15 protein-coding genes and 1 other RNA gene are annotated in these 14,559 nt (G+C 71.7%); 9 read left to right on the top strand and 7 right to left on the bottom strand.

Annotated elements, in window-relative coordinates:
- The first annotated feature begins 4 nt into the window (after nucleotides 1-4).
- The 7 genes from DFH01_RS21000 (at nucleotide 5) to hemN (ending at nucleotide 9,342) form a co-directional block, all read left to right on the top strand.
- Nucleotides 5-1,207, top strand: coding sequence for an FAD-dependent oxidoreductase (locus DFH01_RS21000; RefSeq protein WP_233256219.1), 1,203 nt, complete (start codon nucleotides 5-7; stop codon nucleotides 1,205-1,207).
- 94 nt (nucleotides 1,208-1,301) lie between these two features.
- Nucleotides 1,302-2,660 carry a sn-glycerol-3-phosphate ABC transporter substrate-binding protein UgpB gene (ugpB, locus tag DFH01_RS21005; protein ID WP_109872481.1) on the top strand — a complete coding sequence of 453 codons (1,359 nt, stop codon included), beginning with the start codon at nucleotides 1,302-1,304 and terminating at the stop codon, nucleotides 2,658-2,660.
- 72 nt (nucleotides 2,661-2,732) lie between these two features.
- Nucleotides 2,733-3,614 (top strand): sn-glycerol-3-phosphate ABC transporter permease UgpA, encoded by an 882-nt coding sequence (gene ugpA, locus DFH01_RS21010; protein ID WP_109872482.1) that lies wholly within the window; start codon nucleotides 2,733-2,735, stop codon nucleotides 3,612-3,614.
- A gap of 160 nt (nucleotides 3,615-3,774) precedes the next feature.
- On the top strand, nucleotides 3,775-4,674 hold the full coding sequence (gene ugpE / locus DFH01_RS21015; RefSeq protein WP_109872905.1) for a sn-glycerol-3-phosphate ABC transporter permease UgpE: 900 nt from the start codon (nucleotides 3,775-3,777) through the stop codon (nucleotides 4,672-4,674).
- 2 nt (nucleotides 4,675-4,676) lie between these two features.
- Nucleotides 4,677-5,768 (top strand): sn-glycerol-3-phosphate ABC transporter ATP-binding protein UgpC, encoded by a 1,092-nt coding sequence (gene ugpC / locus DFH01_RS21020; protein ID WP_109872483.1) that lies wholly within the window; start codon nucleotides 4,677-4,679, stop codon nucleotides 5,766-5,768.
- Nucleotides 5,769-5,794: 26 nt separating this feature from the next.
- Nucleotides 5,795-7,933 carry a glycosyltransferase gene (locus DFH01_RS21025; RefSeq protein ID WP_109872484.1) on the top strand — a complete coding sequence of 713 codons (2,139 nt, stop codon included), beginning with the start codon at nucleotides 5,795-5,797 and terminating at the stop codon, nucleotides 7,931-7,933.
- Nucleotides 7,934-7,995: 62 nt separating this feature from the next.
- Nucleotides 7,996-9,342: an oxygen-independent coproporphyrinogen III oxidase gene (gene hemN / locus DFH01_RS21030; protein ID WP_109872485.1), complete on the top strand. Its 1,347-nt coding sequence runs from the start codon at nucleotides 7,996-7,998 to the stop codon at nucleotides 9,340-9,342.
- 7 nt (nucleotides 9,343-9,349) lie between these two features.
- Here hemN and DFH01_RS21035 read toward each other — a convergent pair whose 3' ends face one another.
- The 6 genes from DFH01_RS21035 to DFH01_RS21060 all read right to left on the bottom strand — a co-directional run bounded on the left by DFH01_RS21035 (nucleotide 9,350) and on the right by DFH01_RS21060 (nucleotide 12,254).
- Entirely contained in the window at nucleotides 9,350-9,976 is a 627-nt protein-coding gene (locus DFH01_RS21035; protein WP_109872486.1) for an HAD family hydrolase, read from the bottom strand.
- Nucleotides 9,977-9,978: 2 nt separating this feature from the next.
- A complete protein-coding gene (locus DFH01_RS21040) occupies nucleotides 9,979-10,797 on the bottom strand; it encodes a TIGR00282 family metallophosphoesterase (RefSeq protein ID WP_109872487.1) in 819 nt (272 codons plus the stop codon).
- A gap of 8 nt (nucleotides 10,798-10,805) precedes the next feature.
- Nucleotides 10,806-11,378, bottom strand: coding sequence for a 5-formyltetrahydrofolate cyclo-ligase (locus DFH01_RS21045; protein ID WP_199231333.1), 573 nt, complete (start codon nucleotides 11,376-11,378; stop codon nucleotides 10,806-10,808).
- A gap of 146 nt (nucleotides 11,379-11,524) precedes the next feature.
- Nucleotides 11,525-11,679, bottom strand: a non-coding RNA gene (ssrS, locus tag DFH01_RS21050) — 6S RNA.
- Nucleotides 11,680-11,688: 9 nt separating this feature from the next.
- A complete protein-coding gene (gene zapA / locus DFH01_RS21055; RefSeq protein WP_109872488.1) occupies nucleotides 11,689-12,018 on the bottom strand; it encodes a cell division protein ZapA in 330 nt (109 codons plus the stop codon).
- On the bottom strand, nucleotides 12,018-12,254 hold the full coding sequence (locus tag DFH01_RS21060) for a hypothetical protein (RefSeq protein ID WP_109872489.1): 237 nt from the start codon (nucleotides 12,252-12,254) through the stop codon (nucleotides 12,018-12,020). Before DFH01_RS21060 ends, zapA begins: the two co-directional genes overlap by 1 nt.
- A 65-nt stretch (nucleotides 12,255-12,319) precedes the next feature.
- On the opposite strand from DFH01_RS21060, the gene DFH01_RS21065 reads away from it, so the two are divergent.
- Nucleotides 12,320-12,838, top strand: coding sequence for a hypothetical protein (locus DFH01_RS21065; RefSeq protein WP_109872490.1), 519 nt, complete (start codon nucleotides 12,320-12,322; stop codon nucleotides 12,836-12,838).
- A gap of 51 nt (nucleotides 12,839-12,889) precedes the next feature.
- Nucleotides 12,890-13,801, top strand: coding sequence for a class I fructose-bisphosphate aldolase (locus DFH01_RS21070; RefSeq protein ID WP_109872491.1), 912 nt, complete (start codon nucleotides 12,890-12,892; stop codon nucleotides 13,799-13,801).
- A gap of 28 nt (nucleotides 13,802-13,829) precedes the next feature.
- Here the strand turns inward: DFH01_RS21070 and DFH01_RS21075 are convergent, their stop codons facing one another.
- On the bottom strand, nucleotides 13,830-14,477 hold the full coding sequence (locus DFH01_RS21075) for a TetR/AcrR family transcriptional regulator (protein WP_158287844.1): 648 nt from the start codon (nucleotides 14,475-14,477) through the stop codon (nucleotides 13,830-13,832).
- Between the last annotated feature and the right edge of the window lie 82 nt (nucleotides 14,478-14,559).

Here is a 14,559-nt window from a genome sequence, read left to right on the forward strand (position 1 = left end):
CAGCATGGATCGTCGCATCGCAATCATCGGCGCCGGCCCGGTCGGGCTGGTGCTGGCGCTGCGCCTCGCCACGCTCGGCGTGCCGAGCCTGGTGCTCGAAGCCGAGGCCGACATCAGCGAGGACCTGCGCGCCTCCACCTTCCACCCGCCGACGCTCGACATGCTGGGCGAGCTCGGCCTGGCCGATGCACTGATCGCGCAGGGCCTGGTCACGCCCACCTGGCAGATCCGCCGGCACGAGGATGGCGCGCGCGCCGTCTTCGACCTCTCCGTGCTGAAGGACGACACCGCGCACCCGTATCGCTTGCAGGCCGAGCAGTGGAAGCTGTCGCGGCTGCTGCTCGCGAAGCTCCGCGCGGAGCACGCCGGCACGGTCGAGATCCGCTTCGGCTGCCCGGTGGAATCCGTCGCGCAGGACGCGGACGGCGTCACGCTCTCCGGCCCCGGCTTCGATCCGATTCGCGTGCCCTACGCCGTCGGCTGCGACGGTGCCCGCAGCGTCGTGCGCCGCGCCATGGGCCTCGATTTCCCGGGCGACACCTATCCCGAGACGACGATCCTCGCGACGACGGAATTCGACTTCGCGCAGGTCTTCGAGGGCCTCTCCAACGTCAACTACATCTGGACGCAGCATCCCGCCTTCAGCGGCACGTTTTCCCTGTTGCGCGTGCCTGGGAAATGGCGCGCAAGCCTCTACCCCGCGCCGGGCGAAACGGTGGAGGACGCGCTGCGGCCAGAGGCGATCGAGCGCAAGCTGCAGGCGATCCATCCCAAGGGCACGCCCTATGACGTGCCGGACCTGCGCCCCTACCGGATCCACCAGCGAATCGTCGAGACCTACCGTATCGGCCGCCTCGTACTCGCGGGCGACGCGGCGCATCTGAACAGTCCCTCCGGTGGGATGGGCATGAATGGCGGCATCCATGACGCGATGGAACTCGCCGCGACCCTCGCGTCGATCTGGCGCGGCGAGGCCGAGGCCGCGCTGCTCGACCGCTACACCCGCCGCCGGCGCCCGATCGCGGAGAAGGAAATCATCGCCCAGGCGGACCGCAACCGCGCCCGCATGCGGGAGACCGACCCGGCCCGCCGGGCCGCGATGCTTTCCGATCTGCAACGCGTGGCCGGGGACCCCGCCGCCGCGCGCGAACATTTGCTGCGCTCCTCCATGATTGCCGGTCTGAGGGCGGCGGCAGCCGTCGCGTAAGGGCCTTCATCCCGTGGTCACAAAACTGTAAAAGGGCAGCAACGCGGGGCCGATACCAGCCCGCGGCCAACGCTTCCACGGGAGAGGAAAGCCCATGTTCCGCCGTACGATCATGGCCAGCGCCGTCGCGCTCGGCCTTGCAGGAGGCGCCGTTCCGGCCTCCGCCCAAGGGACACAAGGTCAGCCTGTCGAACTCCAGTTCTGGCACGGCCTGACCCAGCCGCTCGGCGGCATGCTCGAGCAGATCGCCGCCGACTTCAACGCCAGCCAGAACCGCTATCGCGTCGTCGCCAGCTTCCGCGGCTCCTACCCGGAGACGATGGTGGCCGCGATCGCCGCCTTCCGCGCCGGCCAGGCGCCGCACATCGTGCAGATGTTCGAAGTCGGCACCGGCACCATGATGGCCGCCGGTCGCGCCATCAAGCCGGTGCACGAACTGCTGGCCGAGACCCGCGTGAACATCGACTTCAGCGACTACCTGCCGGGCGTGCGCGGCTACTACAGCCTGCCCGACGGCCGCATGATGTCGATGCCGTTCAACAGCTCGACCTCGGTGGTGTTCTACAACAAGGACGCCTTCCGCCGCGCCAACCTGAACCCTGATGCCTTCCCCGAGACGTGGGAGGGCGTGGAACAGGCGGCACGCGCGCTGAAGGCCGCCGGCGTCGCCTGCCCGATGACCACGGCCTGGCCGACCTGGACGCAGGTGGAGCAGTTCAGCGCCATCCACAACATCCCGCTCGCGACCCAGGCGAACGGGCTCGGCGGGCTGAACGCCGAGCTGCGCATCGCCAACCCGCTGCTGACCCGCCACTTCACCAACCTGGTGAACTGGCAGCGCGATGGCCTGTTCCGCTACGGCGGCCGCGACGGCGCGGCGGATGCGCTGTTCCCTTCGGGCGAGTGCGCGATCATCTTCGCCTCCTCCGGCCTGCGCGCGCGCATCCAGCGCGAGGCGCAGTTCCAGTGGGGCGTCGCGATGCTGCCGGTCTACCAGGGCACGACGCCGATCAACTCCATCATCGGCGGCGCCAGCTTCTGGGCGATGCAGGGCGGCCCGAACCGCCAGCGCTCGGCCGAGGAGCTGCAGGGCGTCGCGCAGTTCTTCGCCTGGCTCGCCCGGCCGGAGGTCGCGGCGAAGTGGCACACCGACACGGGCTTCCTGCCCGTGACGCGGGCCGCCTTCGAGCGCGTGCGCGCCACCGGCTTCTACGACCAGCCCGCCAATGCCGGCGCCGACGTCCCCATCCAGCAGATGCTGCGGGGCGGCGGGCAGATGACGGAGAACTCGATGGGCATCCGCCTCGGCGGCTTCGTCGAGATCCGCACCATCATCCAGGAGGAGCTGGAGCGCGCCTTCCAGGGCCAGCAGACCGCCGAGCAGGCGCTGGTCAACGCGCAGAACCGCGGCAACGCGGTGCTGCGCAACTTCGAGCGGCAGAACCGCAACTGAGCCCGAAGGTCTGATCACGGAGGGGCGGGCCTTGCGCCCGCCCCTTGCGCGTTCGAGGGGGAGTGGCCGCGCGTGCGGAAGAAGGTGATCTTCAACGGGGTGGCCCTGCCCTACCTGCTGCTGCTGCCGCAGCTCGTCATCACCGCCGTCTTCTTCTTCTGGCCCGCCGGCCAGGCGATCTACGGGTCCTTCCTGCGCGAGGACGCCTTCGGCCTCTCGCGCGACTTCGTCGGGCTCGAGAATTTTGCCGACATTCTTTCAGACCCGAACTACCTCGGCGCCGTTTGGAACACGGTGATATTCTCCTCCGCCGTCGCCTTCTCGGCGCTCGGCGTCGCGATCTTCCTCGCCGTGCAGGCGGACAAGGCGATCCGCGGCTCGGGCGCCTACAAGACGTTGCTGATCTGGCCCTATGCCGTCGCGCCCGCCGTCGCCGCCGTGCTGTGGCTGTTCCTGTTCCATCCGCAGATCGGCCTGCTCGGCCGCTTCCTGAACGGCATCGGCATCCCCTGGGACTACAAGGTGAACGGCAACCAGGCGATGCTGCTGGTGATCATCGCCGCAGCCTGGAAGCAGGTGAGCTACAACTTCATCTTCTTCCTCGCCGGGCTGCAATCCATCCCGCGCAGCGTGCTGGAAGCGGCCGCGATCGACGGCGCGCGCCCGACGCGGCGCTTCTGGACCGTGATCTTCCCGCTTCTTGCCCCCACCTCCTTCTTCCTGCTGGTGGTCAACATCGTCTACGCCTTCTTCGACACCTTCGGCACGATCCACGCCCTGACGCAGGGCGGGCCGGGCCAGGCGACGACCACGCTGATCTACAAGGTCTATGTGGACGGCGTGCAGAACCTGAACTTCGGCGCCTCCGCAGCGCAATCCGTCGTGCTGATGGCGATCGTGATCGCGCTGACGGCCGTGCAGTTCCGGTTCATCGAGCGGAAGGTGCATTATTGATGGTGCCCTCAGACGGCGGGCGCCCGCTCCGCGGGCTTGCCTTTCGCGCAGGCGGCTGGCGAGCCGGACCCTGCGGATGGTCTGTGCGCGGCGCGCATTCGCGCGCTCGGCCCGCTGACGCGGGCCGCCATTTCTCCCTGTATGGGGCGGCGCCATGCTGATGCGCGACACCACCGCAGAGGACCTCGCCCTCGCCCGCGCCACCGAACGGCGCCAGGCGCGCAGCCGCTGGCTCGCCCATGCCGTGCTCGGCCTCGGCGTGCTCGTCTTCGCCTTCCCGATCTGGATCACCCTGGTCGGCTCGACCCATGACGTGAACACGATCGGCCGCGGCGACGTGCCGCTCTGGTTCGGCGGCGAGGCGGTGGCGAACTACGTCTCCGCCTGGCTCACCGGCGGCGCGCAGACGCGCACCACGCTCGGCGTGCCGGTCTGGCTCATGCTGTGGAACAGCCTGAACATGGCCGTGCTGATCGCGGTCGGGAAGATCGCGATCTCGCTGCTCTCGGCCTATGCGGTGGTGTTCTTCTCCTTCCCCGGCCGCATGGTCTGCTTCTGGCTGATCTTCATCACGCTCATGCTGCCGGTCGAGGTGCGGATCATCCCCACCTTCGAGGTGATGGTGAACCTCCAGCTCACCAACTCCATGGCCGGCCTCGTGATCCCCCTCGTCGCCTCCGCGACCGCGACCCTGCTCTTCCGCCAGTTCTTCCTGACCATTCCCGACGAATATGTGGAAGCCGCGAAGATCGACGGCGCGGGCCCGCTGCGCTTCTTCAAGGACGTGGTGCTGCCACTGAGCGTGACGAACATCGCGGCGCTGTTCGTCATCCTCTTCATCTATGGCTGGAACCAGTATCTCTGGCCGCTGCTGATTGTCTCCGACAAGGACCTGGAGACGGTGGTGGTCGGCATGACGAAGATGATCGGCTCGGGCGACCAGCAGAACGAGTGGAACGTCATCATGGCGACCGCGGTGCTCGCGATGCTGCCGCCCGTCGCGGTGGTGATCCTGATGCAGCGCTGGTTCGTGAAGGGCCTGACGGAGACGGAAAAGTAGCCATGGCCACCCTCACCCTCTCCGCCGTCAAGAAGCAGTTCGGCGCCACGCAGGTCCTGCACGGCATCGACCTCGACGTCGCCGATGGCGAGATGATCGTCGTGGTCGGCGCCTCGGGCTGCGGCAAGTCCACGCTGCTGCGCATCGTCGCCGGCCTGGAAACGCCCAGCTCCGGCGCGGTGCTGATCGACGGCCGCGACGTCACGCGGCTCGAGCCGGCGGACCGCGACATCGCCATGGTCTTCCAGAACTACGCGCTCTATCCGCACATGTCCGTCTTCGACAACATGGCCTATGGCCTGCGCATCCGCGGCATGCCGACCGCCGAGATCCGCCGCCGCGTGGGCGAGGCGGCGGAGATGCTGGAGATCTCGCAGCTGCTCGACCGCAAGCCGCGCCAGCTTTCCGGCGGCCAGCGCCAGCGCGTCGCGATGGGCCGCGCCGTGGTGCGCGAGCCAAAGCTGTTCCTGTTCGACGAGCCGCTGTCCAACCTCGATGCCAAGCTGCGCGTGCAGATGCGGGCCGAAATCCGTCGCCTGCAGAAGCGCCTTGGCGTCACCAGCCTCTTCGTCACGCATGACCAGGTGGAGGCGATGACCCTCGGCGACCGGCTGGTCGTGATGCACCAGGGCCGCGCCGCCCAGGTCGCCTCGCCCATGGAGGTCTGGGGCACCCCGGCCGACACCTATGTCGCCGGCTTCATCGGCTCCCCTGCCATGAATTTTCTTGCGGCCAGCATCTCCGATGCTGGGCGGTCAGCGAGCTTGAAGGCCGGCCCCACCCTGCCCTTCGCCGACGGCGCCCGCGCCGGCGCCGACGGCAGCACGATCACCATCGGCATCCGCCCCGAGCATGTGGAGCACCGGCCGGACGGCGCGGATGCGCTGCCGCTCGCCGTCGAGCTGGTCGAGCCGCTCGGCTCCGAGACCGTCATCCATGGCCGCCTGCCCGGCGGCGAGAGCCTCGTCGCCCGCCTGCCGATCGCCGCCGGCCATATCGGCGAGACCCTGCCCGTGCGGCTGCCGCCCGAAGCCTGGCACGTCTTCTCCGCCGAGGGCGTCCGCCTGCCCGCGCGCGCCGCCGTTCCCGCCTGACGGCCCGATGCGCTAGACCCGGCGGGATGGATTCCGCCGAGGCCTCGCCCGAGACCCTGCTCGACGCCGGCGACGCGCTGCGCGAGGCGCGCGACTGGCCGGCGGCGGAGCGCGCCTACCGCGCCTATCTCGCCGAACGGCCGCGGCATTGGCAGATCCACGTCCAGCTCGGCCACGCGGTGAAGGAACAGGGCCGCCACGAGGAGGCGCTCGGCCATTACCGCCACGCCGCGTCGCTGGCGCCGGACGCGCTCGATCCCGTCTTCCAGGAAGGCGAGCTGCTGCGCCGGCTCGGCAACGGGCTGGAAGCCGCGGAGGCCATGGCGCGCGCCCGTGCCATCGCGCCCGATGCGCCGCTGCTGCGCCGCCTCGCCGCGCTGCTGCGCCACCGGATCGCCCCGCCCGAATCGCCCGCCGCCCTGCCGTTGCCGCCCGAAGGCCCGCCGACGCAGTTCGCCTTCGACGTGACGGACCTGCTCGACTACCTGCGCGATGCGCGCACGCCCACCGGCATCCAGCGCGTGCAGATGGGGCTCGTCGGCGGCATCCTGGAACATCCTGCGCCGCCGGCGCCGCTTCTGCTCGTCGCCTATGATCCCTCCGCCTGGCGCTGGTGGCAGGTGGACATCGCGCAGTTCCGGCAAGTGCTGGCCCTTTCGCGCATCGGCGCCGCCGCCGAGGACCCGGCCTGGCGCGCCGCCACCGCCATGCTCTGCGCCGCCGATGCGGCGCCCGATGCGCCGATCCTGCCCGGCGCGACGCTCGCCAGCCTCGGCAATGCCTGGGGCATCGAGGATTACTTCCGCGGCCTGCGGGTGCTCCGCCGCCGTGTCCCGCTGCGCTACGCGGCGTTCCTGCATGACTGCGTGCCGCTCGCCATGCCGGAGCACTGCCTGGAGCTGACCGCGCGGCTCTATGCGCGCTGGTTCGCCGCGCTGGCGCTGCATGCCGACCTGCTGCTGGCCAACTCCCGCGCGACGGCGGGCGACGTGGTGCGGCACGGCGCGCCGCTCGGCCTGCGCACCGCGCCCTCCGTGATCCCGCTCGCCGCGGAGCCGCCGCCGCCGCGCGAGGCAGCCCTTGTCGCCGCCGACGCGCTGGACCTCGACGAGGCGGATGCGCCCTTCGTGCTGTTCGTCGCCACCCTGGAAAGCCGCAAGAACCACCTGATGGTGTTCCAGGCCTGGCTCGAGCTGCTGCGCCGCCTGCCGGCGGATCAGGTGCCGCGGCTGCTCTGCGTCGGCCGGCCCGGCTGGCGGGCGGAAGGCGCGCTCGGCCTGCTGGAGCGGTCGGCGAAGCTGCGGCGCAAGGTGCAGGTGATCTCCGGCGTCTCGGACCTCGCCCTGGCGGGGCTCACCGCGCGCTGCCTCTTCACCGTCTACAACTCCTTCCACGAGGGCTGGGGCCTCCCAGTCAGCGAGAGCCTGGCGGCGGGCAAGCTGTGCGTGGTGCCGGCGCATAGCGGCCTGCTGGAATCCGGCGCGCCCGGCGCGGTGTTCTTCCCGCCCGGCGACCTGCCGGCGCTGGTCGAGACGCTGGCGCGCCTCGCCACCGATCCGGCGTATCGCGCCGCGCTGGAAGCCCGCATCGACCGCGCCGCGGCGATGCGCGAATGGCCGGTTGCGGCCGCGGAGGCGCTGGCCAGCCTCGCCGCGCCGCAGCCGCCGCCGCCGCCGCGCCCCGCCTTCCCGGCCGGCGAGCGCCTGTCGCTCGCCGCCGCCCCGCCACCCCCGAGCCTCGCCACCGCCTGGGCCGAGGCGGTGCGTGAAGGGCTGGGCTGGTGGTGGCAGGAAGCCTGGGGCTGCTGGACCCGCGACGGTCTCGCCACGCTGATGCTGCCGCTGGACGTGCCGGCGGGCACGCCCGTGCGCGTGCTGCTGGAACTGCGCGGCCCGCCGGGCGGAATCGCGCTGCGCCTGCGCGCGCGCGGCGCGGAGCAGACTCCGTGGCGGCGCCTGCACCTGGCCGCGGAGGATCGCCCCGGCGTGGTGCTGCAGGCCGTTGCCGGCCCGGATGGCGTGGTGGTGGAGCTCGATTCCGGCGACGGCGTCCCGCTCGGCGACCGGGCGGAGCGGCGGGTCGGCGCCGGGGTGGTTGCCGTCATGGCCTGCGCCGAGGACGACCTGGCGGCGCGGATGGCGGCGCTGGAGGCGGCCGAGGGCTGAGCGGTCAGAAAACTTGATCCGGCGCAAGGCGGCGACCTTGCCTCTGCGGCAGGCTGCCCGCCATGGACGCCCTCCCCGATCCGCGCGCCCGGCTCGAAGCCTATGCGCGCCAGAACCTGCCCCGCTACACCTCCTACCCCACCGCGCCGCATTTCGGCCCGCTGGAGGAAGCGACCTACCGGGCCTGGCTTGCGGAGATCCGGCCGGGCGACACGCTCTCCCTCTATCTCCACATCCCCTTCTGCAAGGAGCTCTGCTGGTATTGCGGCTGCCACACCGCGATCACCCGCAACCAGGCGCGGCTCTCGCGCTACGCGGCCGGGCTGGTGAAGGAGATCGGGCTGCTCGCCGCGGCACTGCCGGCGCAGCTTCCCGTCGAGTCGCTGCATTTCGGCGGCGGCACGCCCTCCGCGATCGGCGCGCCGGGCCTCGCCGAAGTGATGGAGGCGCTGCGCGCGCGCTTCGCCTTCCGCCCCGATGCCGAACTCTCGGTCGAGCTCGATCCGCGCACGCTGGAGGATGACGTCGTCGCGCTGCTCGGCCGCGTCGGCTTCAACCGCGCCAGCCTCGGCGTGCAGGACATGGACCCGGAGGTCCAGAAGCTCGCCGGCCGCATCCAGCCGCGGGAGATGGTGGAGAGCGCGGTGACGCGCCTGCGCGGCGCCGGCATCCACGCCATCAATTTCGACCTGATGTACGGCCTGCCCGGCCAGGACAGCGCGCATGTCGCCGCCAGCGCGCGTTTCGCCGCCGAGATGGGTGCGGATCGCGTGGCGGTCTTCGGCTATGCGCATGTGCCCTGGATGAAGCCGGCGCAGAAGGCGATCCAGGAGGCGCTGCTGCCCGACACCTTCGCGCGGATGGAGCAGGCCGAGACCGCCGAGCGCACGCTTCTGGAAGCCGGCTACGTCGCAATCGGCCTCGATCACTTCGCGCGACCGGAGGACCCGATGGCCGTCGCGCAGCGCGCCGGCGTGCTGCGCCGGAACTTCCAGGGCTACACGACGGATCGCGCGCCGGTGCTGCTCGGCCTCGGCGCCAGCGCCATCGGCGCGCTGCCGCAGGGCTATGCCCAGAACAACCCCGACGAGCGCGGCTGGCTCGCGGCGGTGGAGGGCGGCCGCCTGCCCGTGGCGCGCGGCCTCGCGCTCACCGAGGACGACCGCATCCGCCGCAGCATCATCGAGCAGGTGATGTGCGACCTGACGCTCGACCTCGCGACCGTTCCCGCACCGGTGTGGGAGAGCGCGGAGCCGCGCCTCGCCCCGCTGCTGCGCGACGGGCTCGCTAGGCTGGAAGCCGGGCGCCTCAGCGTGACCGAGGCGGGCCGCCGCTTCGTCCGCCACGTCGCCGCCTGCTTCGACGCCCGCCTCGGCGCCAGCCAGGCGCGGCACAGCCGGGCGGTGTAGCGGCTCCTCAAAGGAAGTCGCGCAGCTCCGCCAGCGAGCGTATGCCCGGCACGCCCTGAGGCAGCCAGTCCGGCGCCTCCTCATGCAGCAGCGCGACCACGCGCATCCCGGCGGCGAGCGCCGCGGCGACGCCCGGCGCGCTGTCCTCCACCACCAGGCAGCGCGAAGGCGCGGCGCGCATCGCCTCCGCCGCATGCAGGAACAGGCCGGGGTCGGGCTTCCAGGCGCCGACCTCATAGGCGCTGAACACGCGCGAAGCGGGGAAGAACGGCGCGAGCCCCGCCGCGTCCAGGCACAGCTCGATCTTGTTGCGCGGCGCGTTCGAGGCGACGCAGGCCGGATGCGTCATCGCCGCGAGCAGCGCCGCCGCGCCCTCGATCTCGCGCAGCCGCTCCCGGTAGAGATCCACTGAGCGCGTGCGGAAACTGTCGCCGAAATTCTCGGGCAGCACGCCGTAGCGCGCCTCGAGATCGGCAAGGCTGCGGGCGAATTGCTGTCCGCGGAACCGGCCGAGGATGTCCGCCGGCTCCGCCGCGTGGCCGAGTTCGGACAGCAAGGTGCAGAGCAGCTCGGCCGACAGCGTCTCGCTGTCCACCAGCGTGCCGTCGCAATCGAAGATCACCGCGTCGTGCATCGTCACTGCGGCATCGCCTGGCTGAGCCGCCCGCCCATGCGCAGCGGCGCGACCCGCGTCGCAAGGCCGGTGGCGTCGTTGGTCTCGACGAGCAGGCCGCAGATCGTCGCGGCACCTTCCGCCGGGGCCAGTCGCTCGCCCGGCACCTTCTTCCAGAAGCGCAGGCTCGCCCCGCCCTTCTCCATGCCGATCACGCTGTCGTAGTCGCCGCACATCCCGGCATCGGTCATGTAGGCAGTGCCGCCCGGCAGCACCTGGTGGTCCGCGCTCGGCACATGGGTGTGCGTGCCGATCACCAGCGAGAGCTTCCCATCGTAGCTGTGCGCCATGGCGAGCTTCTCGCTCGACGCCTCGGCGTGGAAATCCAGCACGGCGGCGGCGATGGTGCCGCCCAGGCCCATGCGGTGGGGAACCAGCGCCTGCTGCACGGCGCGGAAGGGATCGTCCAGCGGCTCCATGAACAGCCGCCCCATCGCGTTGATCACCAGCACGCGCCGCCCGTCGCGCAGCTCAACGGCCTGCGCGCCGCGGCCGGGCGTGCCAGGGGGATAATTGATCGGCCGCAGCAGCCGCGGCTCCTGCTCAATGTACGGAATAATCTCGCGCCGGTCCCAGGCATGGTTGCCGAGCGTGATCGCATCGGCGCCGGCGGCGAGCAGCGCGCGCGCCATGTCCGGCGCCAGGCCAAAGCCGTGCGACGCATTCTCCGCATTCACCACGACGCAATCGAGGGCGAGGCTCTCGCGCAGCCCCGGCAAGGCGGTGGTGACCGCGTCGCGCCCGCTGCGGCCGACGAGATCGCCGAGGAAGAGGATGCGCAAGGTCGCGGTCAGCCTTCCGGGATGATGAGCCCCGCCTCGGTGGCGATGGCCTGCAGGCGGGCGTCCTCGGGCCCGGCGGGCACTTCGTCAAGTTCCTGCGCCGCATAGGCGCATCCCACCGCCGTGGCGCCGGGCAGCGCGGCCAGCGTCCGGTCGTAATACCCGCCGCCATAGCCCAGCCGCCGCCCGGCGCGATCGAAGGCCAGCAGCGGCACCAGCAGGTAGTCAGGCGTCAGCGCCTCGGCCCCGGGCCCCGGCTGGCGTGTGCCGAGCGGCCCGCGGGCGAGTTCGTCGCCCGGCCGCCAGCGGCGGAACAGCAGCGGGTTGCCGCGCTTCGGCGTGACCGGCAGCGCGATGGCGTGGCCCCGATCGTGCAGGGCGAGCAGCAGCGGCCGGATGTCGATCTCCGGCCCCATCGGCCAGAAGCCGGAGACGACCGCGCCTGGCGGCGGAGGCATGTGATCCAGCACCACGCGGACCAGGGCGGCACCGAGCGCAGGATCGAGCGATGCGCGCCGCGCCAGAGCGACGGCGCGGGCCTCGGCCTTCAGTTCGGCGAGGAGGACGGGGCAGGATTCCAAGGTCGGTCGGGCCCCCAGGAGAAGAGCCAGGAACGGCCGCACAGCGGCCGCCGCGCGGCGACCGACAGCGCCCACCGGCGCGCCATGTCTGCGGCGCGAAAGCCAAGCGCCCGAAGGGCGCGCCGGCGACTGAGGCAAAAACTAAGCGCGAAGCCGCCCTGGCCGTTGGCGGTCAGCCCTCCTGAGACCTGCTTTGCAGGTGGGCGCCGGATAACCGGACCACGATCCGGTCAGAGCCAGCTCCCGGAGGATGCTCATTGGCCCCGGGGGATGAAATGCCTCACGCACCGGGCAGCCTCGCCCGAATGAGTTAGGCGCGGTCGAGGTTCGCCGCAATGCCCTCGATGCGATCGGCGATACGGGCGATCCGTTCCGCGAGCCGCGGATCCTCGGCCTCCGCCGCACCCGCGCCGCCGGTGCGCGCCTGCGCCACCGCCACCTTCAGGTCATGCACCTCGTCGGCCAGCAGCAGGGAGGCCAGCAGCAGCAGCCGGCTTTCGCCGAACTGCCCGCCCATCGCCTTGATGGAATTGACCCGCTTGTCCACCTCGGCGGCGAGCGCGACCAGATGCGCCTCCTGCCCGTCCTCGCAGGAGACGGGATGGCTGTAGCCGCCGACGCGCACCGTCACCTGCCCCACTAGGCATCCTCCTCGCCGAGCGCGGATCGCAGCCGCGCGATGGTCTCGTCCAGCCGGTCGGCGATGGCCTGCACCTGCGCGCGGGAGACGCCTTCGCCCGGCGCCGCCGGTGCGCGCGGCTTCGCGGCCGCAAGCGCCAGCCGCTCCACGGCCGCTTCGAGCCGGGCAAGCGCCTGGCCGGTTTGCGTGGTTCCCGCGGGGCCGGCCTTGCCGCCCGTTCCGGCGGAGCCGGACACTCCACCTGTTGCGCCTGCGCCCGACACCCCTGGTCCCCAGTCCCGAAGCCGCGGAGCGGGGCGGAATGCAGCCAGCCGAAGGGCTTGCCGCGCAGCCCGCACCGCGCTTCATCACGCTTTGCATGGGGCGGGCGGACGGTCAACGGGCGCTGGTGGCGCGGAGCGCGGCGGAAGCGGCGGCGGCGCTGCAGCTCGCCGGCGAGACGCCCGTGCTGCTGCTCTCCGCACCGGGCGCCGCGGCAAGCCTGGGCCCCGCCGGCTGGCTGGCCCTGGTCGCGGCGGCCCGCGCCGCGGCGCCGGAGGCGACGGCGCGGGATGCGCTCTGCTGCGGCGATGGCGCCGGCCATGCGCTGGCCGCGCTGCGCGCCGGGTGCCGGCTTCTGGTGCTCGACCCCGCCTGCCCCGCCTACGCGGCGGTCGCAGCCGCGGCCAACGAATGCGGCGCCGTCCTGCTGCCGCAACGCCCGGCGGCGCTCGACCTCACCGGCCTCGACCTGCGCCGCCCCGGCGGCCGTGCCCTGTTGATGGCCTGGCTCGCCGCCGACGCGCCTGCCCCCGATGACAGCGGCGGCGCCAAAGGGTAGATCGCGCCCGCAGACCGCCGCCGAGCCGGACAAGAGAGAAGGAACGCCGCCATGCGCCTGACGCCGAAGGTCCAGGAAATCCTGTCCTGGTACGAGAGCGACAACCCCGGCACGAAGGGCAACCTCGCCCGCATCCTCATGCAGGGCAAGCTCGGCGGCACCGGCCGCATGGTGATCCTGCCCGTCGACCAGGGCTTCGAGCACGGCCCGGCCCGCAGCTTCGCGCCCAACCCCGCCGGCTACGATCCGCGCTACATGTTCGAGCTCGCGCTGGAAGCCGGCCTCAACGCCTATGCCGCGCCGCTCGGCATGATCGAGGCCGCGGCCGCGACCTATGCCGGCACCATCCCGACCATCCTGAAGGTCAACAGCTCCAACAGCCTGTCCACCACCAAGGACCAGGCCGTGACGGCCACGGTGCAGGACGCGCTGCGCCTCGGCTGCTCGGCGATCGGCTTCACGATCTATCCGGGCAGCGAATACCAGTTCGAGATGATGGAGGAGCTGCGCGAGCTCGCCGCCGAGGCGAAGGCCTGCGGCCTCGCCGTGGTGGTGTGGAGCTATCCGCGCGGCCCCGGCCTCGACAAGGTGGGCGAGACGGCGCTCGATATCTGCGCCTATGCCGCGCACATGGCGGCGCTTGTCGGCGCGCACATCATCAAGGTGAAGCCGCCCACCGCCGCGATCAGCCTCGATGCCGCGAAGAAGACCTACGAGAAGCACGCCGTCGAGGATGACGCCGCGAAGCGCTTCGCGCATGTCGTGCAGGCCTGCTTCGGCGGCCGTCGCCTGGTGGTGTTCTCCGGCGGCGAGGCGAAGGGCACCGAGGACATCCTGAAGGAGGTCCGCGCGATCCATGCCGGCGGCGGCAATGGCTCCATCATGGGCCGCAACGCCTTCCAGCGCCCGAAGGCCGAGGCGCTGAAGCTGCTCTCCGACATCATCGCCATCTACCAGGGCTGATCGCTTCGCCCGCTTCTCCCTCTCCCCCTCAAGGGGGGAGAGGGTCGGGCTGAAGGGAGGCGCGCGCCGCGCCCCCTTGTCCACAGCGCGCCACCGCCGCGGCGTCGCCCACGCCCAGTGCCCGCAGCACCGCCTCCGCCACATCGTCCGCGTGCTCCGCACCGGCCTCGCCCTGCAGCACGCTCCGCATGCCCATCATACCGGCGCCGAGGATGACGTCCTGCGCCAGCTGCGCCGAGGCCACCGTGAAGCGCCCCGTGGCGATCCCGTCGGCCACGTCCTGCGCCAGGTTGGCCCGCATCGCCGTCCCGAGGGGCGCGGCGACGAGCGCCATGCGCACCACCGCCCAGCCCCAGACCTGATCGGCCGCCGCCTTGCGTATGTAGCCGCGGAGATGCAGCCCAACCCGGGCGGCGGCATCCGGCAGGTCGCGTTGGCCGGCCAGTTCCGCCTCGATCTGCTCAACCGCGGCGGTGGCGACCGCGAGCAGCAGTGCGTCCCAGCTGGCGAAATGATTGTAGAAGCTGCCACGCGCGACGCGGGCCTCGGCCGTGACGTCGTCCACGGTGGGCGCCTCCGGGCCCATCCGCGCGAAGACGCGCAGCGCCGCCTCCACCAGCGCCGCCCGGGTCCGTTGCCGCCGGCCCTGCCCGATTTCCGCCCGTGTCGCAACCATGTGCCCCTCTCGCCACGCCCCGACCGGCATCAGGACAGGAGGACAAGCGTTTTTCAATTTGACGATTTCGTCAATTTGACAC

It is taken from the genome of Falsiroseomonas bella, assembly GCF_003173615.1.
Taxonomy (GTDB): Bacteria; Pseudomonadota; Alphaproteobacteria; order Acetobacterales; family Acetobacteraceae; genus Falsiroseomonas; species Falsiroseomonas bella.

Bases quoted from the DNA above. Each gene is read 5' to 3' on its own strand.
- hemN (WP_109872485.1), top strand. From the start codon at position 7,996: ATGGACGCCCTCCCCGATCCGCGCGCCCGGCTCGAAGCCTATGCGCGC.
- DFH01_RS21065 (WP_109872490.1), top strand. From the start codon at position 12,320: ATGCAGCCAGCCGAAGGGCTTGCCGCGCAGCCCGCACCGCGCTTCATC.
- DFH01_RS21000 (WP_233256219.1), top strand. From the start codon at position 5: ATGGATCGTCGCATCGCAATCATCGGCGCCGGCCCGGTCGGGCTGGTG.
- DFH01_RS21035 (WP_109872486.1), bottom strand. From the start codon at position 9,976: ATGCACGACGCGGTGATCTTCGATTGCGACGGCACGCTGGTGGACAGC.
- DFH01_RS21070 (WP_109872491.1), top strand. From the start codon at position 12,890: ATGCGCCTGACGCCGAAGGTCCAGGAAATCCTGTCCTGGTACGAGAGC.
- DFH01_RS21075 (WP_158287844.1), bottom strand. From the start codon at position 14,477: ATGGTTGCGACACGGGCGGAAATCGGGCAGGGCCGGCGGCAACGGACC.
- DFH01_RS21025 (WP_109872484.1), top strand. From the start codon at position 5,795: ATGGATTCCGCCGAGGCCTCGCCCGAGACCCTGCTCGACGCCGGCGAC.
- ugpC (WP_109872483.1), top strand. From the start codon at position 4,677: ATGGCCACCCTCACCCTCTCCGCCGTCAAGAAGCAGTTCGGCGCCACG.
- ugpE (WP_109872905.1), top strand. From the start codon at position 3,775: ATGCGCGACACCACCGCAGAGGACCTCGCCCTCGCCCGCGCCACCGAA.
- ugpB (WP_109872481.1), top strand. From the start codon at position 1,302: ATGTTCCGCCGTACGATCATGGCCAGCGCCGTCGCGCTCGGCCTTGCA.